This window comes from Cupriavidus sp. 05T42 (assembly GCF_056396345.1).
This window is the reverse complement of record NZ_JBFTLH010000013.1, coordinates 62,713-88,458: the sequence shown is the minus strand read 5'-3', so window position 1 is coordinate 88,458 and position 25,746 is coordinate 62,713. Positions and strand designations below refer to the sequence as shown.

Annotated in this window: 22 protein-coding genes and 1 tRNA gene; 11 read left to right on the top strand and 12 right to left on the bottom strand. The window is 60.9% G+C overall.

Translation table 11 applies throughout. The features are described from left to right. Window position 1: 1 nt before the first annotated feature. The 5 genes from AC1EJR_RS18235 (at window position 2) to AC1EJR_RS18215 (ending at window position 3,684) form a co-directional block, all read left to right on the top strand. Complete coding sequence (locus AC1EJR_RS18235; protein ID WP_477147353.1) at window positions 2–1,405, top strand: cytochrome b; 1,404 nt, start codon at window positions 2–4, stop codon at window positions 1,403–1,405. 37 nt (window positions 1,406–1,442) lie between these two features. Then, window positions 1,443–2,186 carry a cytochrome c1 gene (locus AC1EJR_RS18230; protein ID WP_477147352.1) on the top strand — a complete coding sequence of 248 codons (744 nt, stop codon included), beginning with the start codon at window positions 1,443–1,445 and terminating at the stop codon, window positions 2,184–2,186. A 244-nt stretch (window positions 2,187–2,430) separates the two neighbouring features. Next, complete coding sequence (locus AC1EJR_RS18225; protein WP_008643086.1) at window positions 2,431–3,042, top strand: glutathione S-transferase N-terminal domain-containing protein; 612 nt, start codon at window positions 2,431–2,433, stop codon at window positions 3,040–3,042. 27 nt (window positions 3,043–3,069) lie between these two features. After that, window positions 3,070–3,558, top strand: coding sequence for a ClpXP protease specificity-enhancing factor (locus AC1EJR_RS18220; RefSeq protein WP_092299231.1), 489 nt, complete (start codon window positions 3,070–3,072; stop codon window positions 3,556–3,558). A gap of 50 nt (window positions 3,559–3,608) precedes the next feature. Then, window positions 3,609–3,684: transfer RNA gene (locus tag AC1EJR_RS18215), tRNA-Thr, on the top strand. Window positions 3,685–3,853: 169 nt separating this feature from the next. Here AC1EJR_RS18215 and AC1EJR_RS18210 read toward each other — a convergent pair. From AC1EJR_RS18210 to AC1EJR_RS18200, 3 genes are all read right to left on the bottom strand, one after another. After that, window positions 3,854–7,006, bottom strand: coding sequence for a BPTD_3080 family restriction endonuclease (locus AC1EJR_RS18210; RefSeq protein ID WP_477113525.1), 3,153 nt, complete (start codon window positions 7,004–7,006; stop codon window positions 3,854–3,856). Between the two features lie 11 nt (window positions 7,007–7,017). After that, window positions 7,018–9,732, bottom strand: a complete 2,715-nt coding sequence (locus AC1EJR_RS18205) for a site-specific DNA-methyltransferase (RefSeq protein WP_477147351.1) — start codon at window positions 9,730–9,732, stop codon at window positions 7,018–7,020. 332 nt (window positions 9,733–10,064) lie between these two features. After that, entirely contained in the window at window positions 10,065–10,481 is a 417-nt protein-coding gene (locus AC1EJR_RS18200) for a DUF6573 family protein (RefSeq protein WP_477113523.1), read from the bottom strand. A gap of 885 nt (window positions 10,482–11,366) precedes the next feature. Between AC1EJR_RS18200 and AC1EJR_RS18195 the strand changes: the two genes are divergently transcribed. Continuing rightward, on the top strand, window positions 11,367–12,158 hold the full coding sequence (locus AC1EJR_RS18195; protein WP_477147350.1) for a hypothetical protein: 792 nt from the start codon (window positions 11,367–11,369) through the stop codon (window positions 12,156–12,158). Between the two features lie 868 nt (window positions 12,159–13,026). Here AC1EJR_RS18195 and AC1EJR_RS18190 read toward each other — a convergent pair. The 5 genes from AC1EJR_RS18190 to AC1EJR_RS18170 form a co-directional block, all read right to left on the bottom strand. Further along, the gene (locus AC1EJR_RS18190; RefSeq protein ID WP_477113521.1) at window positions 13,027–14,091 is read right to left on the bottom strand and encodes a helicase RepA family protein; all 1,065 of its coding nucleotides are present in this window, start codon (window positions 14,089–14,091) and stop codon (window positions 13,027–13,029) included. Beyond that, window positions 14,088–14,306: a DNA-binding protein gene (locus AC1EJR_RS18185; protein ID WP_477113520.1), complete on the bottom strand. Its 219-nt coding sequence runs from the start codon at window positions 14,304–14,306 to the stop codon at window positions 14,088–14,090. Before AC1EJR_RS18185 ends, AC1EJR_RS18190 begins: the two co-directional genes overlap by 4 nt. A gap of 354 nt (window positions 14,307–14,660) precedes the next feature. Next, on the bottom strand, window positions 14,661–15,914 hold the full coding sequence (locus AC1EJR_RS18180; protein ID WP_477113519.1) for a DNA primase family protein: 1,254 nt from the start codon (window positions 15,912–15,914) through the stop codon (window positions 14,661–14,663). A 268-nt stretch (window positions 15,915–16,182) separates the two neighbouring features. Continuing rightward, window positions 16,183–17,202 carry a hypothetical protein gene (locus tag AC1EJR_RS18175; protein ID WP_477113518.1) on the bottom strand — a complete coding sequence of 340 codons (1,020 nt, stop codon included), beginning with the start codon at window positions 17,200–17,202 and terminating at the stop codon, window positions 16,183–16,185. 58 nt (window positions 17,203–17,260) lie between these two features. Beyond that, the gene (locus AC1EJR_RS18170) at window positions 17,261–18,673 is read right to left on the bottom strand and encodes a tyrosine-type recombinase/integrase (RefSeq protein WP_477113517.1); all 1,413 of its coding nucleotides are present in this window, start codon (window positions 18,671–18,673) and stop codon (window positions 17,261–17,263) included. 294 nt (window positions 18,674–18,967) lie between these two features. Between AC1EJR_RS18170 and AC1EJR_RS18165 the strand changes: the two genes are divergently transcribed. The 5 genes from AC1EJR_RS18165 (at window position 18,968) to AC1EJR_RS18145 (ending at window position 23,849) form a co-directional block, all read left to right on the top strand. Then, on the top strand, window positions 18,968–19,666 hold the full coding sequence (locus AC1EJR_RS18165) for a DUF3348 domain-containing protein (protein ID WP_454757370.1): 699 nt from the start codon (window positions 18,968–18,970) through the stop codon (window positions 19,664–19,666). 10 nt (window positions 19,667–19,676) lie between these two features. Then, complete coding sequence (locus AC1EJR_RS18160; protein WP_477147349.1) at window positions 19,677–21,572, top strand: DUF802 domain-containing protein; 1,896 nt, start codon at window positions 19,677–19,679, stop codon at window positions 21,570–21,572. Beyond that, entirely contained in the window at window positions 21,569–22,216 is a 648-nt protein-coding gene (locus tag AC1EJR_RS18155; RefSeq protein WP_092299162.1) for an OmpA family protein, read from the top strand. The genes AC1EJR_RS18160 and AC1EJR_RS18155 overlap by 4 nt, the downstream gene beginning before the upstream one ends. Further along, a complete protein-coding gene (locus AC1EJR_RS18150; protein WP_477113515.1) occupies window positions 22,209–22,889 on the top strand; it encodes a DUF2894 domain-containing protein in 681 nt (226 codons plus the stop codon). The genes AC1EJR_RS18155 and AC1EJR_RS18150 overlap by 8 nt, the downstream gene beginning before the upstream one ends. Before the next feature lie 63 nt (window positions 22,890–22,952). Next, complete coding sequence (locus AC1EJR_RS18145; protein WP_477113536.1) at window positions 22,953–23,849, top strand: endo alpha-1,4 polygalactosaminidase; 897 nt, start codon at window positions 22,953–22,955, stop codon at window positions 23,847–23,849. 39 nt (window positions 23,850–23,888) lie between these two features. Here AC1EJR_RS18145 and AC1EJR_RS18140 read toward each other — a convergent pair whose 3' ends face one another. From AC1EJR_RS18140 to AC1EJR_RS18125, 4 genes are all read right to left on the bottom strand, one after another. Then, window positions 23,889–24,392 (bottom strand): M48 family metallopeptidase, encoded by a 504-nt coding sequence (locus tag AC1EJR_RS18140; protein ID WP_211942914.1) that lies wholly within the window; start codon window positions 24,390–24,392, stop codon window positions 23,889–23,891. A gap of 49 nt (window positions 24,393–24,441) precedes the next feature. Then, the gene (locus tag AC1EJR_RS18135) at window positions 24,442–24,663 is read right to left on the bottom strand and encodes a hypothetical protein (protein WP_092299156.1); all 222 of its coding nucleotides are present in this window, start codon (window positions 24,661–24,663) and stop codon (window positions 24,442–24,444) included. A gap of 74 nt (window positions 24,664–24,737) precedes the next feature. After that, window positions 24,738–25,040: a hypothetical protein gene (locus AC1EJR_RS18130; RefSeq protein ID WP_255370936.1), complete on the bottom strand. Its 303-nt coding sequence runs from the start codon at window positions 25,038–25,040 to the stop codon at window positions 24,738–24,740. Between the two features lie 206 nt (window positions 25,041–25,246). Then, complete coding sequence (locus AC1EJR_RS18125) at window positions 25,247–25,690, bottom strand: hypothetical protein (RefSeq protein ID WP_255370935.1); 444 nt, start codon at window positions 25,688–25,690, stop codon at window positions 25,247–25,249. Window positions 25,691–25,746 lie beyond the last annotated feature (56 nt).

Here is a 25,746-nt window from a genome sequence, read left to right as displayed (position 1 = left end):
CATGGCGGCCGAAAAAGAAGTCAAGACCACCGGGCTGCTGGGCTGGATCGACGCCCGTTTCCCTGCCACCCAGCTCTGGGAAGATCATCTCTCCAAGTACTACGCGCCGAAGAACTTCAACTTCTGGTACTTCTTCGGCTCGCTGGCGCTGCTGGTCCTCGTGATCCAGATCGTCACCGGCATCTTCCTGGTGATGAACTACAAGCCGGACGGCACGCTCAACGCGGCTGGCATTCCGGTGGCCTTTGCCAGCGTGGAGTACATCATGCGCGAGGTGCCGTGGGGCTGGCTGGTGCGCTACATGCACTCCACCGGCGCCTCGGCGTTCTTCGTCGTGGTCTACCTGCACATGTTCCGCGGGCTGCTGTACGGTTCGTACCGCAAGCCGCGCGAGCTGGTCTGGATCTTCGGCTGCCTGATCTTCCTGTGCCTGATGGCCGAGGCGTTCATGGGCTACCTGCTGCCCTGGGGCCAGATGTCGTACTGGGGCGCGCAGGTGATCGTGAACCTGTTTTCGGCGATCCCGGTGATCGGCCAGGACCTGTCGCTGTTCATCCGCGGCGACTACGTGGTGAGCGATGCCACGCTGAACCGCTTCTTCTCGTTCCACGTGATCGCGGTGCCGCTGGTGCTGCTCGGCCTGGTCGTGGCGCACATCATCGCGCTGCACGAAGTGGGCTCGAACAACCCGGACGGCGTGGAGATCAAGGCGAAGAAGGACGAGAACGGCATCCCGCTGGATGGCATTCCGTTCCACCCGTACTACTCGGTGCATGACCTGCTGGGCGTGGGCGGCTTCCTGTTCTTCTTCTCGGCGGTGATCTTMTTCTTCCCGGAAGTGGGCGGCTATTTCCTCGAAGCCAACAACTTCTTCCCGGCCGATCCGCTGAAGACGCCGCCGCACATCGCGCCGGTCTGGTACTTCACCCCGTTCTATTCGATGCTGCGCGCTACGACGTCGAACTTCCTGCCGGTGCTGTGGCTGTTCTTCGCCATCGTGCTGGGCCTGGTGGTCCTGCGCAGCAAGGATGTGCGCGTGAAGATCGGCTCGGTGGCGATCCTCGTGATCCTGGCGGCAGGCTTCTACTTCATCGAAGCCAAGTTCTGGGGCGTGCTGGTGATGGGCGGCTCCGTGGTCGTGCTGTTCTTCATGCCCTGGCTCGACTGCTCGCCGGTCAAGTCCATCCGCTATCGTCCCGCCTTCCATAAGACAATTCTGATTGTCTTCGTGGTGGTGTTCCTGGTCCTCGGCTACCTGGGCGTGCAACCGCCGTCGCCGGTGGGTGAGAAGGTGTCGCAGCTCGGTACGCTGCTGTACTTCGCCTTCTTCCTGACCATGCCGCTGTGGAGCCGTTCCGGCGAGTTCAAGCCGGTGCCGGAGCGTGTCACGTTCCATCCGCACTAAGCGCCGCGCGACCCCCAAAAGAGGACAAGGACACAAGATGAAAAAGTTGCTTTCGATCTTCGCACTGGTCGGCGCGTGCTTCGCGGCCATGCCCGCGATGGCTTCCGAGGGGGGCTACCCCCTGGAGCCGGCGCCGCTCGACACCAGCGACGTGTCGTCGCTGCAGCGCKGTGCCAAGCTGTTCGTCAACTACTGCCTGAACTGCCATGGCGCGTCGATGATGCGCTACAACCGGCTCAGGGACTTGGCGCTGACGGATGACCAGATCCGTCAGAACCTGCTCTTCACGGCCGACAAGGTGGGCGAGACCATGACGATCGCGATGCCACCGAAGGACGCCAAGACGTTCTTCGGCGCCATGCCGCCGGACCTGTCGGTCATCGCCCGCGCCCGCGGCAACGACTGGCTGTACACCTACCTGCGTACCTTCTACCGCGACGACACGCGCGCCACGGGCTGGAACAACCTCGTCTTCCCGGCCGTCGGCATGCCGCACGTGCTGTGGGAGCTGCAGGGCCAGCGCACGGCCAAGTTCGCCGAAGTGGAAGAACACGGCCAGAAGGTGCACAAGTTCGCGGGCTTCGAGCAGGTCACGCCGGGCAAGCTGAGCACGCAGGAATATGACCAGGCCGCGGCCGATATCGTGAACTACCTGAACTGGATGGCCGAACCGGCGCAGAGCCACCGCAAGCGTCTGGGCGTCTGGGTGCTGCTGTTCCTCGGCGTGTTCACGGTCTTTGCCTGGCGCCTGAACGCGGCTTTCTGGAAGGACGTGAAGTAAGTTGTAACAGCCGTCAGCGGCTGCCGGCAGGGCCGGCGCGGAAGTTGCACTGTTGCAGCACCGCGCCGGCCCTTTTCCGTTGCGGATCGGCAGTCTAGGTGGCTCAAGCGTCTCTTTCTCTATTTGTAACTTATTTGCTTTTCGATGGGGCGTTCTGACAGAATGTTTGCCCTGTCCGATCTAGCGCTGCCAAGTTCGCCGTCATGCACTGCATCCGGCGACTTTACACCCAAGGAATTCAACCATGATGGTGTTGTATTCGGGTACGACTTGCCCGTTTTCCCAACGTTGCCGCCTTGTCCTGTTCGAAAAGGGCATGGATTTTGAAATTCGCGACGTTGATCTGTTCAACAAGCCGGAAGACATTTCGGTGATGAACCCGTACGGCCAGGTGCCGATTCTCGTCGAACGTGACCTGATCCTGTACGAATCGAACATCATCAACGAGTATATCGACGAGCGCTTCCCGCACCCGCAGCTGATGCCGGCCGACCCGGTGCAGCGTGCACGCGCCCGCCTGTTCCTCTTCAATTTCGAGAAGGAACTGTTCACCCACGTGTACGTGCTCGAGAACGAGAAGGGCAAGGCCGCCGAGAAGAATCACGAGCGCGCCCGCGCCGCGATTCGCGACCGCCTGACCCAGCTCGCACCGATCTTCGTGAAGAACAAGTACATGCTCGGTGAAGAATTTTCGATGCTCGACGTCGCCATCGCGCCGCTGCTGTGGCGCCTGGATCACTACGGGATCGAGCTCTCGAAGAACGCCGCGCCGCTACTCAAGTATGCGGAACGGATCTTCAGCCGCCCGGCGTACATCGAGGCGCTGACCCCGTCTGAAAAGGTCATGCGTCGTTAAGACGGTATCGACGCCACCGGAAGCGTAATGTCTGAAACATCCACCAAGCCTTACCTGATCCGCGCCATTTACGAGTGGTGCACGGATAACGGTTTTACGCCGTATATCGCCGTGTTTGTCGACGGGAATACGAACGTGCCGCGCGAATTCGTGAAGAACAACGAGATCGTGCTGAACGTGAGTTTCGACGCGACGAGCGGGCTGGACATGGGCAACGAGTGGATTGGGTTCAGCGCGCGCTTTGGTGGTGTATCGCGCAAGATCGACGTGCCCGTGGAAAACGTGCTGGCGATCTACGCGCGGGAAAATGGCCAGGGCATGGCGTTCCCGGTGGAGCGCAGCATCCCCGAGACGCAGGCCGCCACCGAGCGTGAAAACAATCCCCCGCCGAAGCTGGCACCGGTGGATGCAGACACGCCGGTCACGGCCGAACAGGGCGGCACGGACGACGATCCGACTCCGCCCCCGGTACCGCGAATCGGAGGCAAGAAGCCGTCGCTGAAGGTGGTGAAGTAGCCATCGTCAAAGTGGGTCGCATGCAGTAGAATCGCGGTCTGCAACAAAATGCCGGCTTAGCTCATCAGGTAGAGCAGTTGATTTGTAATCATCAGGTGGCGGGTTCGAGTCCTGCAGCCGGCACCATATAAATCAAGGGGTTACAAGCGATACGCTTGTAACCCCTTGTTCATTTCTGGTGGCGTGTAGGCGCTATGTAGGCATTCCCGGTCATCCTGGCGTCGCTTTTTGGGCTGCGATTCCTTCCGCAGTCAGCTCAAGTTGACCAGACTGACCAGCTTGACCGGGAAATTCCTCAATCCACGTTGTCGAGCAGTTGCATCAGGTCAGCCGGATGCTTTATCAGGTGATAGCTCCAGCGACCGAATCGACCCTCGCGGTTCACCGCTTCGCACCACCGCTTGGCAGCCGCCTCCTTTACCAGTGCGTCGTCAATCACTTGTCCCTTGATTTCGACTACCAGTTTCTCGCCGGAGACCAACTCGACGATGAAATCAGGCAGGTAGTTCCGCTTGTTTCCGTCCTTCCGATACGGTACGAGGAAGCCAAGATGGTCGTTCTTAACCCAAGCCCGAACCTTGTTGTGCGTGTCGAGGCAGTAGGCCGCGCTCTGTTCCCATTTCTTGGTGTCTGCCACCATCGCGTTCAGGTGGCTGCGGGTCACTGGCCATAAGTCGCGGCCCGTGGCAAATTCAACAAAGCGTGTCGAACGCATACCCGCTGCACCTGCCGGGATATTGGGCCGCTCCTGAGCTTGTCCGTTCACATCGACGGCCTGTAAGTTGTCGATGATGCAGCCGACCGCTTTGCCGAAATACGGGTTCAGAGCCACATCCTGAGGCGCGCGGTTTCCCTTGCAGACGAGCTTGGTCGCCAGAAACTGTTGTGCATAGGACAGCAATTGCGGAAAGAGGCGATGCGTGGGGATATTGTCGCCTTTATCTCGCTGCCACTGTCTAACCAGCGTACTCGCAAGAGTGAACGCAACCTGCTGGACGCGAACGCGCTCGCGCCAAGCTTCCAAGGTCACCAATTCCGCCGTACCAGGTCCATAAGCAGCAAGGCTGCCATCGGCACCTGCCAGTCCCTTCATGAGGACGGTATCCGGCACCTCAAGCGGGTCCAGCGTGAGCGTAGGGACCTTGGCCCAATCCAACGCAATGCGAGTGATGCCGGGGTCTGTGTAACCTTCAACCACCGGGAAGGTTATTTCAAAGTTAGCCTTGGCCGGGTCGGCGTATATCTGGTTAGAAGGTGGCGTCGGCGGCGGTGCTCCGCCTCCTTCCACCTTGAACGGAATCAGCTCGAACGGAACGCCGAAGACCTTGGCGGTTTCCTCCCGAAAAAAACCTGTGGCCTCGTCGATAGCGTAGGACGTGCGGCGCAGCGCGCGGCCTACCACCTGCTCACATAGCAACTGTGAGCCAAACGGTCGCAGGCCCACGACGTGGGTCACTGTATTGCAGTCCCAGCCTTCCGACAGCATTGCCACACTGATGATGCAGCGCACGTCGCGCCCAGGGGGAATGCTGGCGTCGATGGTCACCAAGCCACTGTCTTCATCGTCCAATGCCTTGCGGTTGTGTTTCTCGACCAGTGCCTCGTATTCCTCAGGGATATGGCTACCAGGCCAAGCAGTCTTGCCGATGGTGTCCAGCACAAAGCGCAAGCGCCGAGCTTCGTCGCTACCGCTCGCACCAGAAGCGATGTCCTCCGCAATCTTGCTGTCCACGCGGATGGTATTTTCCTGGCCGGGCTTGTTGCGGAACTCAATCGGCGACTGGCCATAGTCCGGCTTGCCGTTGGCCAGCCATTCATACAATTCCTTGGCCAGCGCGGTATCGCGACACACGACAATGAAGACAGGCGGCACATCGGTCTTGCGGAATCCCTCTTTGAATTGAGCTTTCCACGTATCCAGTGTCTTGCGCCACTCATCGGCAAGCTGCGTGACAGGCGTAGTCGCATAGCGCATCACCATGTCTGGACTGAGCTTCGCCTTGCCGCCGCCGTCTTGTTCGATACGCTCTTGAACCCAGCGCCACACATTGAAGTAGGCTGGAGTTTCGCCACCGGTGATGTCCTGAGTCGGCAACTGTGGGATTTTCACCAATCCCGCTTCAATGCCCTCCAGCAAGCTGAAGTCGGACACCACCCATGGGAAGGGCTTGCCCACTTCATTGCCGGAACCTTGGATGAAGAACGGGGTGGCAGACAGGTCTACGCAGAGACGCACGCCGTTCTTCGCCCCATTCAATGCCTTGTTGATGCGGTCCAGGCCTTCAATCCAGACGGTGGCCTCGCGTGCATCGGCGTCGGCGGTTTCCTCATCGAGGGCGTATTCATCGTCGGGTTCAGCCTTGCCGCGCCGGTAGGCGTGGTGGGCCTCGTCATTCATCACCATGATGGCGGAGCTGCGCCCTTTGCGATTGCCCAGCACCCGGCGCAGGAATGCCGTGTCGCTCTCGTAGTACTTGGTTTCCTTGACCTCAAACGCCGTAAGAACGCCTTGACGGTCCTTGACCTCGCCAACGATTTCAAAAGCGCCCGTCAGCGCCTGCTGGCGAATATCGGCTTCAGTCAGTTGGTCCCTGCCACCCAGCTTAATCGTGCGCCGTTTCTCCATCGGCATACCACGTTTCACTACCTTGGCTGACGTGCCATTTACGTCCGAAAGCTCACGGCGTTCGAGGTTATGCCAGTTGGTGACAAACACCTCGCCCCGACGTAGGTCGGGCATTCGATGCAGTGGCACCAGCTCACGGGTGCGATACAGGCTGATTTCGTCCAGATTCGGGTCGAGCTCGTGTAGCCGGTCGCGGACCGTGACGTTCGGGCAGACGATGAGCACCGTGTCCGAGTAATTCGGATTGGTGGAATCTGTCACCTTGTTCAGAATCGACCACGCGGCCAGCATGCCCATGACAGTGCTCTTGCCCGAGCCGGTACACATCTTCACAGCGTAGCGGATGAATGCCTTGTATCCGGCGGCCTTGGCATCGTCGCCAGGTTCGTCGGTGGGAATCCGGATGCCCTGTTTGAGGTCGTCCGGCCCTTCTATGAGAAGAAGTACCGTTTCGACCGCCTCAAGCTGGGCAAAGAAAAGTCGTTGCTTGCGGTCGGTCGAGTGCCACAGAGCTATCAGCTCCTTAGTGACTTTCGTCGCTCCGCTGTATTCGCGAGCACGCCATTCCTTCAGGCGCTGACGGATGAGGTTCGCCGTATCGAGCAGGTACTCATTGCCTTTTGCATCCTGGTCGAAAAGTACGGTTTGCTTCTTGGCCTTTTTTCCACGACCGGCATGCTCTGGAACTCGGAAGAAGTAGCTGGCAGGGCGACGGCCTTCGCGTTTTTGTGGCTGCTTCCCTTCCTCGATGTGCCAGTGGAACTTCGGTTCCTCGAACGGGGAATTGATGATGGGCGCTTCGACGGCGTTGATTTGCGACATTGCTCGCTCCCTTACGCAATGTTCTCGATAACGCGCATCAGCTCGTTACCACGCTCGTCAATGACCTTCACTGCAATCCGGCGCCGCTCGCCAAGCACGAACGGCTCGCTCGTAGTGCCTGCCAAGTGCGACCACACTGATTCATCGAAATCAGTTTTGAGTGATTTCTGCAGATTGTCCCAAGCGCTGGTCTTGGGAAAGAACACCTGCGTGGCATAGAAGGAGCCCGAGGGGTCGTAGTCAGTATCCAGCATCCAGCAGGGCAGGTTTTCTCCCTCGACCGACTCTTGTTCCATGCTGGCTGGATTAAAGATGTCCAAGCCATTCGCGTCCACCTTATAGAGTGCATCGCCCGCGTTGTTCTTCTGTGGTAGCTTGGTCAACTTCACGTCCGGCAGGCCGGTCACAGAAAAGATTTCCGATGCGCGGGTTGTCTTGAGCAGGTCGCTCATTGCCACATCGGGGGTCACAGTCACGTAGGTGCAATGGATACGCAGCTTCGGAGCGCCGTCCTTGTTGCGCTCCTCGATGAGTTCGCGTGCTTTGGCCTGAATCGCGAAGCCGAAGAAGTACAACTGGTCATAGCGTAGAAAGTGGGCTTCGCGCGCGGCCTCGAACACCACATCGGCCGAGATAGCCCCGGATTCCGGACCAAAGACGATGGCGATGCGCTTGCCATCCGCATCGGCCGCTTCGGCGTGCAGGATGTCTCCGTCACTGGTGCGACGAATCTGGTCCAGCACCAGTTCGCGATTGCCCGGCAGCAGCAGCTTCTTGGACTGACGCAACACCTGAGTCATGCGCTCGATGTGCGTTGCTGCGTCCGTTGCCGGAACTTCCTGAACCTGAAAATTGCCTGCGCTTCCAGCAGGACCGACCCCTTCGACAACCTGGGCAGGAGCAATCGTGGCCTCAACTACGAAGGGACCTGCGACACGAACCACATCTTTTCGCTCTTCCGGGCGGTCCACGAKAACCTCTGTTGCTGGCGGCTCATCGTTTGCGATATTTTTTAATGCAATCCGAGGTACCAAGCCACCTACTTCAACTCCTTTGCGATTTTGCCTACGCTTGTATACGAAGCCACCCGCAGGTCCTAGCTTTTGGTCTTTCAGGTCATAGTAGGGGAAAGTCGCGGTCAGAAGACGCTGACGTGCTAAGGCCAATGGTACCCGTGACGTATCGCAGGTAATCCATCGGCGCCCCCACAGCTCTGCCACATACGCCGTCGAGCCGGAGCCACAGGTCGGGTCGAAAACAAGGTCGCCAGGGTCAGTCGTCATTAGCAGGCATCGCTTGATGACCTMAACCGAAGTCTGGACAACATACAATTTATCCCGAGCACCAATCGTATCTGTCCACGTTGCGGTCTGCTTCGCCAATCTGTAGTCGTCGAGGTATAGCACGTAGCGGAGATACTTTCCCTCCAGCGCGATACGCTTCGCATTCACCAACTTCTTCATGCCTTCGGGGTTTGTCGGATAGCATCCCTTCGGCGCAGGCATGTATTTCTTCCCCTCGAATTCGACAGGGAACACGCCTGACTCTGAAAATGTAGGCGGCCACATTGAAACCAATCGAAATATCTTCGCGTCTTCTGGCAGCAGGGCGTGGTTATCGACCTGCTCTTTGGTCATCTTGTGCCGGCTTCCATCGGGCAACTCGTACCATTGCCAATGGAAGTCGCCCTGTACATCCTGTTCGATATAAAGTTGGTGATATTTCGTTTTGGTTTTGTCCTTGCCATACCAGAGCAAAAAGTMATTCATTTGCTCGAGGTACGTTGCCCCGAGCGGCATCGTCTTCTTTCTAAACGGGATGACCGAAATGAAGTTTGTAGCGCCAAAAACCTCATCCAAAACCTCCCTTGCATGATGCAGGTTTTCCTCCGAGATTTGCAGGAAGATGCTTCCACCCTCAGACAGCAGGTCCCTCGCTAGCGTTACTCGGTCACGCAGATAGGTCAGGTATKAGTGGAGGCCAAGCTCCCATGTATCCCGATAAGCCTTTACCATCTCGGGCTCGCGGGTCATTTCATCATCTGCGCCATGCGTCACGGCCCGCTTGCGAACAAAAGGCTGGAAGTTTGACCCGAATTTCACGCCGTATGGGGGGTCGATGAACACCATCTGCACCTGACCACCCAAGCCCTCGAACTCCAGCATGGAATTCATGACCTGGAGGCTGTCGCCCAGAATCATGCGGTTCTGCCACGGCCCTTTATGCTCATAGGCATCAAGTCGGTCGGTCACATCCAGTTGCGGGTCGCCAAACAGGTCAAGGTTGGTACCTTTGGCCTTGCGGTTCTTGATGCCGTCCAGTATGGCTTTGGTCGAATGTCGCTCATGCACGAACAGCGGGGTGGTTGGCACGCTGAGTTGATGTCGTTCAGCTTTGCCAGCCCAGTTCAGAAAGGGTTGAGACAGGGTCTGTAGCAGGCCCGCCGCAGCCTGGAGAGACTGCACCTGAACCCCGCCCCCTTTCCAGACTTGCGGCGACTGAAAGACCGTCGTTTCGCCTTCCTCTGCGCAGCGGGCAACCAGGCCAATCAGCCACTCGCCGAGTTCGCGCTCGCGGTTCTCGTCCCAAGACAGCGCCGGGTCAAGACTAGAGTCGTAGCTATAGACTMGGTTCGGCTTCTTGATGCTGAACTGGTCCTGGACACCTACGTCAGGGCGTTGCACCGCTTCTTGCTTATGCTGGTATTGTGCGGACGTGTCGCTCACCGGGGCTCCTTTATCCCATTGCTGGTCATCTGACTAGGCTGAGATAATAGCGCCTCGGCTTGGAGCAGTCATTTATTCGCCGAGGCGCCGTGCAGCGATGCGGCTATGCGGGCTTAAGATTCGTCGCCAGTCCAGCCCAAATCGGTTGAAAACCACGGATTATGGTGCGCGTGAAAGTCAGTGCCGTAAGGGCTGCCGCCGACATCGACTCCGCCGTAGCTGTCACTCGTCATCGGCAAGCCAGTCGCGGGATTAATCGGGGAATGTGACATGGTTGCTCTCCTTTTGTGCAGTGGGTAAATGCCCCGCCGCAATGAGCGGCGCGGGAAAAATCAGTCGTCGCTCGGAAGCATGAAGGTCACCACCAGCTCGGCGTCATCGCCTGGCTCAATGGACATCACAAGCGTTATCGGTGTGCGACGAACGCCTTTCCCGCCGCGCGCGACCCGGTAGTGCTGAAAAGGCATGCGGTTGCTCGATTTGTGATGGCGGGCCAGGTTGACGGCGACCCAAAGCAAGTCGTGCAAGCGCCCGCGCTCGTCCTGCTTGATTTGTCTCGCGCTGTCTTCGTCTGACCATGCGACCACCTCCGACCACGCTGCGGCCGTGACAGCTACAGGCACTTTGAAGCCCGCTTCCTTGGCCTCCGCCGAAACGTCAATCAACGCGCCATCTGCGATTGCCTTCGCGCGCGGGTATGCCGAAATGACTTCACCAAAGATGGCTGTCAGGTCGTCAAGGTCTTCCAATTGTGTTCTCCAGAGCTGACCGGGTTCCTAGATGTCGAGCCCGCTACCGATTCCCGGTTTCGGCGTGCGGGGTGGCGTGTTGCTTGTGCCGCCGTATTTCCTGAGTGTTTCGCCCTGAGCGCGCCATACGCCAGTCGGCCAGGTGGGCAAGGTCGCGCACGCAAGCCGCAGCCACGAAGGGGAACGGGTGAGTACGCGCGCAAACGCTCGACCTTGTTTGCCTGGCAGGCTGGAGTACGGTCGCTCTGTCTTGGGCGGGACAGTCGGGAAGTGCGGTGGCAGCGCCACCGTCACGACGAAGTCGTTGTCGCGGTCGCAGGCCGCGACCTATGCACGACATGCGTCGTGCGTGACCCGCAAGCCAGTGGCGCGCAGTCGAAGGCGGTCTGCCGGAGACGTAGGGGAACCGGGCTGCATCGCGGGCCGGGACAAGTGCGAGGCCGCACGCAGTCCATGCGGGCGCATTGGCCCCAGGCCAATCGACTGCGTGCATCAGGGGAGCCGACCGGCGCTGGAGACCCCAGTCTCCCAGAAGGTGCCCCAGCACCTGGCAGCCGGAWGGGGACGGAGTCCGCGCCCCGAGCTACGCGCGGGTAAGGGGGCTGAGTCAAGAGCAGCGCGGACCAAAGCCGACGACGCGTCCAGCGACGGTGGGCAGGCCCCTTACCCGCGCGCAGCGTGGGGCGCCAGTTGTTGAGACACGACCAGCGTCCAGCAGGGAGAATGCCCGGCAAAACGTCCAGTTTTGCGAAGAGGGCATGGTGGCTCGCCGCGGCAGCGGCTACGTCTCCCCGGTTCGTCCTCCGCCGTATCGGAGGTCGAACACGGGGGCATCGTCCGTTTCGCGCTATACGAAATATCGACACCCAATTTGGAGATAACTTCGTGACGGCGCGCGACGGGCGAATCATTGCGATGGAGAACKAGGTACGCATTCTTCGCTCGCTTCATCGCTTCGGATGGCTACGGACCCGCGACCTGGCCGTGGTGGTGTGGCAGCAGTGGCAGTCGCGGCCGGTCGGCGAGCCAGACCTGCGGCAGCTCGTCGCAACGGCGTCCGGGCTGCGCATGGCCCAACGCACCTTACGCCGACTTGCCGACGTCCGTCAGGTACTACGTGGGCAGGCACCAGACGGCAGCGTGATTTACGCGCTGTCGGAAGCCGGTGCACGCAGGTTGCAGCAGGCCGGTGTACCGGCGGCATCAGGCAAGGACTTGATTCGCAGCTTTAGCACCGCGCAGTTCCGGCACCGAAGCATTGCGAATGAGATTGCCATCGGCGGCATCCTCGCCGGTTATCGCGTCTCGACGGAACGCGAGATTGCGCAAGACAGGTGGCTTGGCGGCGCGGATGGCATCGCAGGCAAAAAGCCGGACGTATTCCTGCGCGTCGATAAGCGCATTGTCTGGGTCGAGGTCGAGCGAAGCCGGCGCAATGCGCGTGACTATGCGAAGCTGCTGAAGTGGTTGAAGCTGGTCGCGGATGACGCCGCAGGCGAATCGAAGCTGCTGGGCGATGGCCTGGTCTGGGAGAAAGTGGTGTTTATCTGCACACCCGCCTTCATGGCACGGCTGCGTCGTGACCTGCTGGCTGCTGGTTGCAAAAGGAGTGCGCTCGATGCGCTTGTATGCTTCGAGACCAAGCTATACCGATTCGAGGACATCGCGTTTTCGTGACAACAGAATCGTTGCATGAGAGCCAATGAGTCAGACAGGTCATGAACGGTGATTGACCTGCGGCCCAGACCGTGCCGCTTGTACTCGTCAACTCCTTCGCCATGGCTTCTTAATTTGAAAGCTGTGGTCGTGCAGATTGCAGGATGCCGAAAGCATCACGGTCGCTGTATGAAAATGAGGATTGGGCAACGTCCCCGCCGGAGGCATCCGGTGGGGCGTTGTTTTTTCATGGGCCCGCGCATGGTGACAACCTTGGCTGGTAATCGGCGTCCGCAACACCCTGAGTACCAATTGTTGAGTGAACCCGGTCAGTCTGGTCAGCACGGTCAGTGCCTGGTTCCGCGCGGGTCTCGCTTGGTCAGTGGATGAAGCATCGGCTTACCCAGGTGCTGGTCTGTGCCGTCATCGTGCGTCTGCCATCAGAAGGCAGGGCACGCGCCACCCGTTGGGGCATGTGACCCGCCTTCTGATTGGCTTGGCGCGGCGAAAGAATGGGTAAGCCTGCACGGGCTACGCCCGTGAAAGCGTCGCGCTGGATGCGTCTGGCAAAGCGACGGCTTGCAGCCGGTCACTGCTCCCTGGTTGCCGCCGCCCGCGCGAAGCGGGCGAAGGGAATCACTGTCGTTGATGATGGCTTGTATTCGTCTCGCAACGATGGAACGGCGGGCAGCCAGGAGCAACGGTCATGGTGAGGCGCCGCGCCTGCCCTCCTGGTCAGCCGGCTTCTCACTGCGCTCCACACGCTGCACATCGCGCCACCATGTCAGGTACACAGGTACACACCTATATAGGTGTGTACCTGTGTACCTTGAGGTACGTGTGGTGCACGTTCGGTACATGTACCTACACGTACCCTCGTGTACCTGCTTTACGTCCCATTGCCCGCGAGGGACACGACATCATCAGCCTCGTGAAGATGGCCAGCCGTCACCAGATTCTTCACGGAGCGATACACCGTTGAGGTCGGGTGGTACTCCTTGAGGTGAGCCACGACATCAGCCTTCTTCACCCCGGCCTTCTGCTTACGCAGGAACGCCATAATCTTGCTCTCGATTTTGCCGAATTTCGGGCCACTACGGCGCTCTGGCGCTGCGGCAGGGGCGACAACGCAGGTTGCCGCCGTTCTTCCCCACTTTGTCGTCCCTAGCTGGACCACATGGAGCGTGAAACCGATACGCTCACCTTTAGAGCCGAGGTCACGGTTCTTCGTCACTTCGGCGCATCGGCCCGCCGTATGGTCGGTCACTTCGAGTTCGACATCAACAGCGGCGCGCACACCATTCCATCCGCGCGCGCCAGCAGCGGCATTCTTGCCACTGTGGTGAATAAGCATGAAATGCGCTCCACACGCGTTGCGGATGCGGTCGATACGTGCAACGACAAGCCCCATATCTTGGCCTGTGTTCTCGTTTGCACCAGCGCTCAGGCGGGCGAGCGTATCGCCCACAATCAGGCGTACCGGCTGCCGATGCTTAGCCTCCAGCATCTTGACCGTTTTGATGATGGCATCGGTATCCGAGTCGTCCACGAACAGGTTTATCGTGTTTTGGACGATGAAGAAGTTGGGCATGTGAATGCCATGATGCTTCTGATAAGCCTGAACGCGACTGCGCACTGAATCTGGGGATTCGGCAGCCAGGTAGACGACCAGACCTTGGTCGACACGTCGCCCCATCCAGTCGATGCCTCGGGCTACTGCGGTGGCAAGGTCAATGGCAAAGAACGTCTTGCCGCTGTTCGAGTCTCCATACACCAGGCTGCTGCCACCGATGGTCAGCAACCCTTGCACCAGTTCGTCGAGGGGCGTATAGGCACTCGACAGGTCATGCGCGCATATGACATTCAGCGGCAGCTTTTCGGCTTTCGCTACGGGAGCCGGCTCCGACTTGGCGGTGCAAGCGGCTTGGTCCTTGATGCTGGTCTTCGCGCTCATGCTGCCACCCCATTCAGCAGTGCCTGAATGTCAGCGACGCGCCATGCCAGACGACCGTTGATACGGACGGGGCGGATGGGACCGTTTTCCAGACAGGCCCACTTGCGCAAAGTCTGCGGGCGGCGGTTCAGAGCGGCGGCGGCCACGTCGGTCGGGATGACAGCCTGAATGCTGTCGCGGATGAAGCTGAGCGAAGTGCGGTTGGTAGTGTTCATATCAACGACTGCATGTAGCCGTGCACAGCGGGGCTCGAATGTCCGTTGATAACGTGCCGAAATMGCTTCAACGTGCATCCGAGCATTCCGCCGTGTGCGGCTTTGTTCTTCGGCGTTGACGAACTATTGAGTGGGGTGGTGGTGGGGTCGCAAGACTGGGGTGGTGGGGTATTTACGCCCCACTCCAGGATGGCCATGCTTGTTGTGTCGCCGCGTGACCGTCATGACCAGACTGACCGGCTTTTGAGGACAATTCCTGCGAGTGGGCTGCCGTCACTGCGGGGCGCGCAAGCAGGCAATGAAAAGGCCACCGCAAACTGCGGTGGCCTTGGTAGGTGCTGGTTGACCGGCGATTTATAGCCGGACGTTACAGGTTCGGATGCGTCCAGCTGTTGTGGTCATGCGACCCTCCTCGACTTTGCCCAGCGTATCGGGCAGACGCTTCCAGAGTTTCGGCGACGAGACAGGGACCATGCCATTTGCCTTGCACCATGCCGCGTATGCGGCATAGACCTCCATCTTCGACGTATCGACGGACGTGGTCAGCTCGATGCCCCGGTCATCGGCCCATGCCTGTACGGAATTGGTCTCCAGGCGCGCAGACCGGATGGCACTTTGAATTGCCGCCGGTGCGCACTCGTCGAATCGACCGCGCGCGAGCAGGCGCATCAGGCCATCCAGCGCCCAGTTCAGCACACCAGACAGTTCATGAGCGATGATGCGGTTTGTCAGCAAGGGGTCCCGCTCGCTGGCTGGGATTTCGACATCGAACGGCACGATGTCGAAGCGTCGCCAGAACCCGTTGGTTTGGTCATGGACTGCCGGGATTTGGTTCGAGAGAACCAACCACTTCGCAGTGATGCGCGCCGAGACCGGGTCACGGTGTTTGCGGTCAATCTGCACCGTCTCGCCGGCAATGAGCGATTTGATGGCTTGCTCGTTGATGTTCCGTTGGGGCGCTTCGTCGCAGTAGATGAGCGACGCACCTATCATGTTCGATAGGCGGAAACCATCCAGTCGGTCGAGCTGGGCGGCAGCGGTGCGCGCGTGCAGCGCCTGCACGAGATTCGCTAGCGTTCCCTTGCCGTTCGCGCCGGAGCCGACCCACAGCTGCGCACGCTGGAAGCGCGCGTCGGGCAGCAGCGTATATCCGATGTACTCTTGCACACGCGAGCGCACGTCGGCATCGGGCAGGACTCGTTCAAGGAACGCGCCGAACTCGCGCGGCATCGCAGCACCGGGCTCATAGTCGCAGTTCAGGGCGTGGCGCACGCCGAGCGTCTTGTCGTGCGTGCGCAGGCTTACGCCACCATCAATATGCAGATACCCGTTTCGGACCGGGATGACTGCCGCTCGCGTCGGCTCGGTAAGCTCGGGGAGCCACAGCACTGCCGTCTTATAAGCAGCGGTGGCATTGGAGGCTTTGACGACGCCATGTTTGCCGTCTGCAATCCATTGCAGGGCGCGTCGTTCGGCCTCTCGGTCGGGAATAGGTGCCCAGTGCGTGCCCGCCCAGTCGAACAGCATGCCGCCTGAAGAGGCGTAGTTCCCCGTGGCTTCCAGCATTTCCGCGAAGCCGATGGGCTTGAAGGTATCGGCGGCGCTCATGCGAACGCCTCCACGACAACGACCAGAACGGTGGCTGGAAGGCTATTGAGGGTGAAGCTGAGCGAAGTGTATTTGGTAATGTCCATGTCAACGACTGCATCTGACCATGCACAGCGGGTCTCAAACGAGCGTTGATAACGTGCCGAAATTGTTTCAACGTGCGTCCGAGAATTCCGCCTTGCGTGGCAGTGTTCTTCGGCGTTGACGAACTATTGGGTAGGGTGCTGGTGGGGTCGCAAGACTGGGGTGGTGGGGTATTTGCGCCCCACTACCTACCGGCGAACTTGTTTCGGTTCGACATTGCAAGCCGGTTGGCTTTGCCTGCCGCCTTCCACGCATCGTCAAACGGGGAGTCTCCCCCGCCGAACAGGTCGGGGTGTTGAGACTTGCACAGGTTGCGAAGCTCCGTTTTGCCGCCATCGGGGATTTGCTGGCGTGAATACCCCAGTTTGTCGGCCATCTCTTCGATGGCTCGAATCTGCTGTTCTCGCTTTGTTGAGCCGGCATCGTGCTGGCGCGGGCTCCTTGGTGCCGAATTCGCACTCTGTACTTGCTGGCCGGAAAGTCGGGTGACATCCGGCTTGTCGGCCTGCTGGGCTTCTGGCGCTTCGAGCGGCCACACGTAGCGATGTTGGGCACACCAGGCGCGAACGTCTGCATGTGAGAGCATCTGCTTGTGGGCCCCCTTTGTCACCGCAATGGTGCCGCGCTCGATTGCGTCGGTCAGTGCCTCATCCCATGTCCAAAATGCATCGTCGTATTTCGGTGGCAAGAGGTCGGCATCGCTTGTGCCCGCAATGAGGATTTTTGCAACCCTGCTGCGTGAAAGCCAAGCTTGACCGTCATAGGCAAGAATCCAGCCAGGAATGCGCCGCCTGTCCGGAAAGACTCGGTCCTCGGAATCATCGTCAACTGGACGCGAAACGGCAACGTCATTGCGGGCGAGGAATGGGTAAATATCCGACGCGTAGAAGCCGAATCGCTCGAATGTCGATTGGGCTTCTTCGGTTGGCCTGCCATCGGCGTCGAATAGCGTGCCGTGGCTTCCAAAAATGCTGAGCTGGCGCAACAGATGTAAACGAGCGTTCATGTTCAGCGGGAGTACGGCACCCGACTCGTCGCAACGGCGGATGTAGTTGATGCCTGTCGGGTCACTGTCCAGGGATGAAACCAGGTAGCGCGCAGCTTCATTTGCGTAACCCCGCTCAGCCTCCCCAATTTGCGGGAACAACTCCCACAGGCTAATAAATCGACCGCCGTCGTCCGGCCGGCTTGCTGCTTCACTCACTGTACCCTCGCATGGAGCGTGATAAAGACCGGCCCGCTCGGCCAGATGCTACCGCCGACTATTCTAACGATGTGCGTTCGGCGGTTTGCGGGGTGCTCGTTGTTTGTGGCGCCTCATCCGGCTTAAAATCGATGCGCGCTTGTTCGAGCATCCATGCCTCGATGCGGTTATGGTACATGCGGAGCATGTCCAGGGGACGACGGCGGTAATGCTTCTCGGCGAGTGCGCTGGGCTTGTGGCCTTGTATCTGTGCAACGATACCCACGGGTACCTCGCACCATTCGGACAGCGTGCCAAACGAGCGGCGCAGGCCGTGCAGCGTGACATGGGGGAGGCCGGCAGCCTCGATTGCTGTCTGATGCGCGTAACGGGGCTCCGCGATGTGTCCGCTTCGGGATGTGGCACTTGGGAATACCCAGAGCGAGGGCTCCCATGTTTTGCCCTCGGCTTCAATGGCCTTCAATTCGATAAGGCTTGGTGGTGTGTCATTGACGCGCTTGAGGTCCAGTAGCAGCGAACGGAAATAGGGCGTCAGTGGGATGGTGCGAGAGCCTTCTATCTTGTCGCGTAGTGTGATGCTGTTCCAATCGAAATCGACGTCTTCCCACTTCAGTTCGGCCATCTCTTCGCGACGCGGGCCGTTGATGAGCAAGCCTTGCAGATATGCCGAGATGACTGGGTTATTCAGGGCTCGCACGGCGGCAAACCATACCTCCAGTTGCTCACGTTGCAGACTGTCGCCCTCCTTGGTGCCTGCGCTTGGCAGTAGGGCCGTCACCTTCTGAGAGGAATAGCAGTCAGCCGGAATCAGGCCGGAGAATTGTTCCTGGCCTTCGCTCCACCGTGCCCAAGCCTTGAGCATGCGGTAAGCGTAGGCGGCGCTGGTCGGGCGTTCGACCACTTCATCTTCCAGCCATGAAGCAATCTTCGCTCCTGTCATTTCCGACAGTTTCACTTGCATGAGCGGGTAGAGCGGGCCTTGCGAAGTCAGCCCCTTACCACGTTTCTTTTCCGCGCCGCCTGCCGCCGCCAGCTTGCGATGGTCCTCGATGTATTGCGAGCTGCGCGGCTTTTTGGTCTTGGGAGAGACCTTCTTCTGTAGGTCGGTGAGATAGGCATCCCATCCGTCAGAAAAGGTCACGCTTTGGCGTTCCGCTTCTGCTTTTCGGGCGGAGTGTGCTGCTTGTTGCTCGGCGGCCAGCTCGCGGGGGTCGAGGCCGCTGTCAATATTGGTCTTCAAGCGGGCGGCCTCGGTGCGAGCCTTGGCAAGCGGCCACGCCTGAGCGGTGCCAATGGTTACGCGGATGGTCTTGCCAAACAGGCGAGACTCGAAGATGTACGAGCGCGCCCCGTTGGGGGTCACGCGCAGGCCCAGCCCCGCCGCCTTGGCGTCCCAGTAAATCGTCTGTGTCTTGCCGGGAGCAGCCTCGAATGAGGACACCCTCTCTGCCGTAAAGTTAACCTTTGCCATCGCTCGCTCTTTTTCCGTGTAGGCGCCATGTAGGCAAATTGTGTAGCAATCGGTCAACACTGGTCAACATGAAAAATCATCAGGTGTATCAGATATTACTTGTGAAATATGGGTTTGTGATGCCTACATGAGCACCGGTCAACACCGGGGAATACGTTTTTTCATTGATTTGTAATCATCAGGTGGCGGGTTCGAGTCCTGCAGCCGGCACCAGATAAAACAAGGGGTTACAGCAAGCGCTGTAACCCCTTGTCCGTTGTAAACTGCTTGGTTTTTCGATCGGAAACCGGCGGTATGTCCCATCTGCCACGGCGCACTGCCCATAGCGGCCCGACGCTCGTTCGGCTCCTGTCTCGCCTGATCCACGTCGATGCTGCGGAACCTACCAGTTCCCTCTCCCACCAGCTAAGCCAATGGCTCGGGTGGACGGATGCCATCGCGCTGTCCGCCGCACTTACCAGCCATCCAGTGCCGGGATCGTCGCTGCCGCCGCGCCCGGGGAATGCCGAGGCGCGTGATGCCGTGCGCGTGCGCGCGGCGCTGGCCAATGCGATTGTCGATGACGGCACATCAAGCGCGCGGCGTCGTGGGCCGGGGCGCCCAGCCGTGCCGGCGGAGTCGCCTGACGCCACGGTCGATTTTGCTGTCTATCGCCACCGCTATCTGACCACGCAACAAACCATGGCGACGGAAATCGGCATATTGCGAGGCCGGCTACGCAAGGCGCTGACCGCCCGGCAGCCCGCGATGGCGAAGCTGGCGATGGTGGATACCGTCATGGAGCGCGTGGTGGGTGCGCGCGAGCAGAGCCTGCTGGCGAGCGTGCCGGCGCTGTTGGAAACCCATTTCGAGCACTTGCGCCAAGCCCATGAGCATGCGCCCGGCGCCTGGCTCACGCAGTTCCGCAAAGACATGCAGGCTGTCCTGCTTGCCGAACTGGACATCCGTTTTGAACCGGTCGAAGGGCTGCTCGCCGCCCTGCGCGCTGGCTAACTGCATAGACATGAACAGAATTCTTCCCMATATCGTCGCTTTTGTTGCCGGTCTCGCCGTGGTTTGCTGGATCGGTGCCGGCTACGCGGGCGCGAACGCGCTCGCCCTCGCCGTGACGTTGGTGATCGGTGCCTTCTACGTGACTGGCGCGTTCGAACTCCAGTGCTATCGGCAGGCGACGGCCTCGCTGGCGCATGCGGTCTCGAATTTGTCCGAGAAACCGGCGGGTCTCGGCCAGTGGCTGGACACGCTTCCAGCCGGTCTGCGCGATGCCGTCCGGCTGCGCGTCGAGGGCGAGCGCGTGACGCTCCCCGCGCCGACGCTGACGCCGTATCTCGTCGGATTGCTAGTCCTGCTCGGCATGTTCGGCACTTTCCTCGGCATGGTGGCCACGCTGCGCGGCACGGGCATGGCACTGGAAGGGGCGACGGACCTGCAAGCCATGCGTGCTTCGCTGGCGGCACCGGTGAAGGGGCTGGGTTTCGCGTTCGGTACCTCGGTCGCGGGCGTTGCCACGTCGGCGATGCTGGGCCTGATCGCGGCGCTGTGTCGGCGCGAGCGCATCGAAGCCGTGCGGCAACTCGACACCCGCATCGCCACCACGCTGCGCCCGTTCTCGCGCAGCCATCAGCGCGATGAGATGTTCCGGCTCGTGCAGCGTCAGGCCGAGGTCATGCCGACGCTGGTCGACCGTCTGCAAGACATGATGGCCACGATGGAGCGCCAGAGCCGGACCCTGGCCGAGCGCCTTGCCGCGGGCCAGGAGGCGTTTCACGGTTCGACCGAAGCGACTTACACGCGGCTGGCGTCCTCCGTCGAAGAAAGCTTGAAATCCAGTATTGCCGAGAGCGCGCGCGTAGTCAGCGCGGTGGTCGAGCCCGCCGTCAGGGAGACGATGGCCGGTCTCGCGCAGGAGATGTCGGCATTGCGCGAGACCGTCTCTGGGACGGTGCAGCAACAACTCGAAGGCATCTCGACCCAGTTCGCGACAACCACTGCCAATGTCGCCGATGTCTGGCAGCAGGCCTTGGGCGACCATCGACACGCAAGCGAAGCCCTGACGCGCGACCTCCGCCAATCGCTCGATACCTTCGGTGAAGCCCTGGTACGCGAGAACCAGCAAGCACTGGCTGGCACTTCGGCCAGTTTCGCATTGCAATCAGCATCGCTGGCGGCGACGGTGAGCCAGTCGCACGCCGATCTTCAGGCCCAGTTGCTGGCTCGCGACGAACAGCGCCTGGCCGCGTGGACCGAAGCGCTCGGCGCCATGGCCGCCGCCATCGCCACGCAGACGCAAGCCCAGGCCAGTGAGACGATTGCGGAAGTGTCTCGCCTCGTCGAGGCCACGACGGCGGCCCCCAAGGCAGCGGCCGCCATCATCGAGGAACTGCGGGAGAAGCTCTCCGACGGCCTCGCGCGCGACAACGCGATGCTCGCCGAACGTGGGCGCCTGCTGGCATCGCTGGAGACGATGCTCGATGCCGTGAACCATGCCTCCACCGGCCAGCGCGCCGCGGTTGACGGCCTCGTGACGACCACGGCGGAGCTGCTTGAGCGCGTCGGCGCCCGGTTTGCCGAGACGGTCGAGTCCKAATCCKGACGCATGGCGACGATTGCCGCGCAGGTGTCGTGCAGCGCCGTCGAGACCGCCAGCCTTGGCGAGTCGTTCGGCGCCGCCGTGCAGGTGTTCAGCGATGCCAACGGGCAGTTGGTCGCGCATTTGGAACGCATCGAGGCTGCGCTCGACAAGTCGATGACGCGCAGCGACGAGCAGCTCGCCTACTACGTGGCGCAGGCGCGGGAAGTGGTCGATCTCAGCATGCTGTCGCAGAAGCAAATCCTGGAAGACCTGCAACGGCTGGCAGCGCCGGGCGCGGCCAACGGACCGGGCGCGGAGGCCGCATGAGTGAGGACCTCGACGCCGGCGTGGAGTCAACGGCGCCCGTCTGGGCCGTCTTCGGTGACCTGATGTCGGTGCTACTGGGCGGCTTCGTGCTGATTTTGCTTGGGGTGATCGGCTTCCAGATGGAGCTGTCGGCCCGGCTCGAAGCCGAGGTCAAGCAGCGGCAGGAGGAGATGCAGCGGCGCGAGACGCTCGAGAAGGCGCTGGCGGGGCCGCTTTCGGCGGGCCGCGTGACGCTCGTGAACGGGCGCATCGGTATCAGCGGGAACGTGCTGTTCGCGGTGAATTCGGACCAGTTGCAGCCAGAAGGGCGCGAGTTGCTGAAGGGGCTCGCTGCGCCGCTGGGGGCCTATCTGCATGCGCGCGACGAGATCCTGATGGTGAGCGGCTATACCGATGACACCCAGGTGCGCGACAGCAATCGCCGCTTTGCCGACAATTGGGAATTGTCTGCCCAGCGCGCACTGACTGTGACGCGCGCGCTAATCGATGCGGGCATTCCCGCCGCGATGGTGTTCTCTGCCGCGTTCGGCGCCGAGCAGCCGGTGGTGCCGAATGCCGACGTCGCGAGCCGCGCCAAAAACCGCCGCGTGGAGATCGCGCCGATTCCGAGAGTGTCCACGGGTGCGGCAAAGTCTCATGGCTGAATTGGACCCGCACCAGGACCCGCACCAGGACCCGCGCCAGGATCCGCGCGCCCGCCTCGCCGCCTGGCGCGAGCGCGGCGCCGAACGGATCGACGCGGTGCGCTTCCGATTCCTGGAAGCGCTGGCGCGGCGCTCGGCGACCCAGCATGGCGAAGCGCGCGAACTGCTCGATGCACGGCTTGCGCACCTCGTGGCGTCCTTTGGCGATGCCCTCACGCAAGCCGCCCCACGCGCTGACCGGCCGGCCAAGCCAGACGCCAGCCCGCTCGGCGGACTCGTGGAATACATCGCTGCGCGGTCCTCGGCCAGTGCGCTGCCACCTGTCGCTGGCGCGCAACGCGGTCCCGAGCCGGCGCCGGCCCTGATCGACTATTTCCGCGACAGTTGGGCGCGCGTCAGCGCCGACCGCCAGTTGCGCGCGGCACTGGACAGCGTGCCGGCGAACGCCGGGCCGCTCAATACGAATCATCTTGTGCATGGCGCACTTGCGCTGATGCAGGACGTATCGCCGGGCTATTTCCAGCGTTTCTTGTCCTATGTCGATGGCCTGGCGTGGCTCGAGCAGATGAGCCCCGGCGGCGCGCCCGCCGAGCCGACAGCACGCCGTGCCGCAAGCGCCCCAAAACGGCCGCGCGTCAAGCGCCGTGCCGCCGATGCCGACCCCCTTGCCTGATCGCCCATGGTTGCACGCATAATGTGCCGCATACAGTTGGGATAACAACAGGAAGGGTCAATGATGGATAACAATCAGGGCATGGGCGACCTCGCGCGCCTCGCCGCGGCGGTGGCCGTGGCAACGCTTGCCGCCTGCGGCGGTGGGGGCGATGACGACGGCGGTTCGGTCGTCCGCGTCTCGGACGCTGCCGCCACGACGAGCAAGTCCACCGCCAGCGCCAGCGTACTCCCCACAACGCGCTGGATGCCGGCCGTGACGGACACGTGGCAACTCCAGCTTCAGGGCAAGCTCAACACGTCGTACAACGCCGTCGTGTTCGATTTCGACCTCTTCGACACCCCGCAGGCCACCATCGACACGCTGAAGTCCCAAGGCAAGCGCGTGGTCTGCTACTTCTCCGCCGGTAGCAGCGAGAACTGGCGTTCGGATTACTCTCAATTCACGGCCGCCGACCAGGGCCATCAGCTCGATGGCTGGGCAGGCGAGCGCTGGCTCGACACCCGTTCCGCCAACGTCCGCAAGATCATGACGGCGCGGATGGATCTGGCGAAGGCGAAGGGGTGCGATGGCATCGACACGGACAATGTCGACGGCTACACCAACAACCCCGGCGTGCCGTTGACGGCCGCGACGCAGCTCGACTACAACCGCTTTCTGGCCACCGAGGCCCACGCGCGCGGGCTGGCCATCGGGCTCAAGAACGATATCGATCAGGTCGCCCAGCTTGCCGGCGATTTCGATTTCGCGGTCAACGAGCAGTGCTTCCAGTACAACGAATGCGGGGTCTACGCGGCGTTCACCACGCAGGGCAAGGCCGTTTTCAATGTGGAATATGCGGCGAAATGGAAGGACCCCGCGCGGCGCCCGACGCTCTGCGCGAAGGCTCAGGCGCTGAACCTGCGCACGGTGGTCTTGCCGCTGAAGCTGAACGATAACTTCCGCTACACCTGCGACTAGGCTGTTGCAATTCAGGCCGGGGGAGGCCGGCGAGCCGCCTCAGTCTGGCGTCTTGCCGGTTTTCTCCAGCTCGCGCCACGCCAGGAATAGCCGCGTGTCGAATTCGAGCTGGTGATAGCGTGGCTCCATGTGCTCGCAGAGCCGATAGAACGCCTTGTTGTGGTCGCTCTCTTTCAGGTGGGCCAGTTCGTGGACGACGATCATGCGGAGAAAGTCCGCCGGCGCCTCCTTGAACAGCGACGCCACGCGGATTTCCTTCTTGGCCTTGAGCTTGCCGCCCTGCACGCGCGAGATGGCGGTGTGCAGGCCGAGCGCGTGCTGCGCGGTGTCGAGGCGCGCGTCGTAGCCCACCTTGTGCAGCGGCGGCGCGCTGCGCAGGTATTCCTGCTTGATGTCCGACGTGTAGTCGTACAGCGCGCGATCCGTCTGGACCGTGTGCGGCGCCGGATAGCGCCGCGCGAGGTGATCCCCCAACCCGCCCGCCGCGATCAGCGCGCGCACCTGGTCGAGCACCCCGGGCGGATAACCACCCAGGAAGCGCATCGGATCCTTCACGCCGGGGCGCCAGCCTTCGCTCACAGACCCTTCCTATTTAGTGGTGATGATGGTGATGGTGCATCCAGCTGTTATCCACCGAGTTGACGAACGACTCGACGGCGTCCTTGTCCCCGGTGGCATGGCGCATCATCTCGCCGCACTTGCAGAAACCCTGGTACGGCAGGATGTGCGAGCAGGCCGACGTCTTTTGCAGATACAGTGTGACGGGTTTGGTGCACTTCTTGCACTTGAACTTGAGGGTAAGAGCAGCTTTCATGGCAATTCGGACCGAGTGTCGGACGCCTCGCGGGATTCGCGGGACAAAGGCGACATTGTAACGATGCCCACGAATCAGCGTGGATCGCTGGTTTTCGACGGGGCAATCCGGAACGGCTCGATTTCGTACTGCTCGCCATGCTTGCGACAGTCATCGGCGATGGAGATCCACCAGTCCACCGTGACGATATACGTGCTGCCGTTGATGTCGTTCTCGGTKGCAACAGTGTCGCGGCCGAGTTTGAGATTTCGGCGGGCCATCGTCAGGGCTTTCAAGCGGGTGTCGGCGTAAAGGCTGGGGTCCCAGAGCATCATCAGCCGTTTTTCTTCCCAGACCACCCAGGCCAGTTCGTTGCCGCTGGGGAATTTATAGCCCACGACACAAAAGCGATTCCGCTCTCGGTTTGCTCTCTCTATCGCGAGGAGGTACTTGATTGTCGCCCTTGGGTCTAGGTAGCCCGGATCAGCGGAGACTCTGAATCGCCCGGAGGCATTGCCGGCAACAGCATCAGGTAGATCATGATTCGCTTGTGTACTGCTCCACCCTAGAAGTGCGAATAGCAGGAAGCCCCAAGGCGCTATTTTCATTGACGCGGCTCCCTGATCGCGAACGGCTCGATTTCGTACTGCTCGCCGTGCTTGCGGCAGTCATCGGCGATGGAGATCCACCAGTCGACTGTGACGAGATAGGTGCTGCCCTTGATGTCGTTCTCGGTGGCTACGGTGTCGCGGCCGAGCATTAGGCTGTGGCGCGCCATTGCCAAGCCGGCCAGCCGCATGTCCGCGTCAGAGCTTCCTCGCCAGAGCAGGAGGGTTCGCTCCTCCTCCCACAAGGTCCAGACCACCAAATATCCTTGCGGCATCCTGTAGCCAACAGTGCAAAATCGATTGCGCTGTTGGTTCTTGCCGCTACTGGCGACCAGATAGCGAATGGCTTTAGCGGGATCCCTGTAATAGGGGTTCGTCGAAGCTCTTGTGCGTCCCGTTGCGGTTTCCGAAACGGCGTCCGGTAGCTTGTCTTTGGCCATGGCATTTATCGAGCAGAAGGCCAAGAGAGCCAGGATTGTCTTTCTCATGGAAGTCG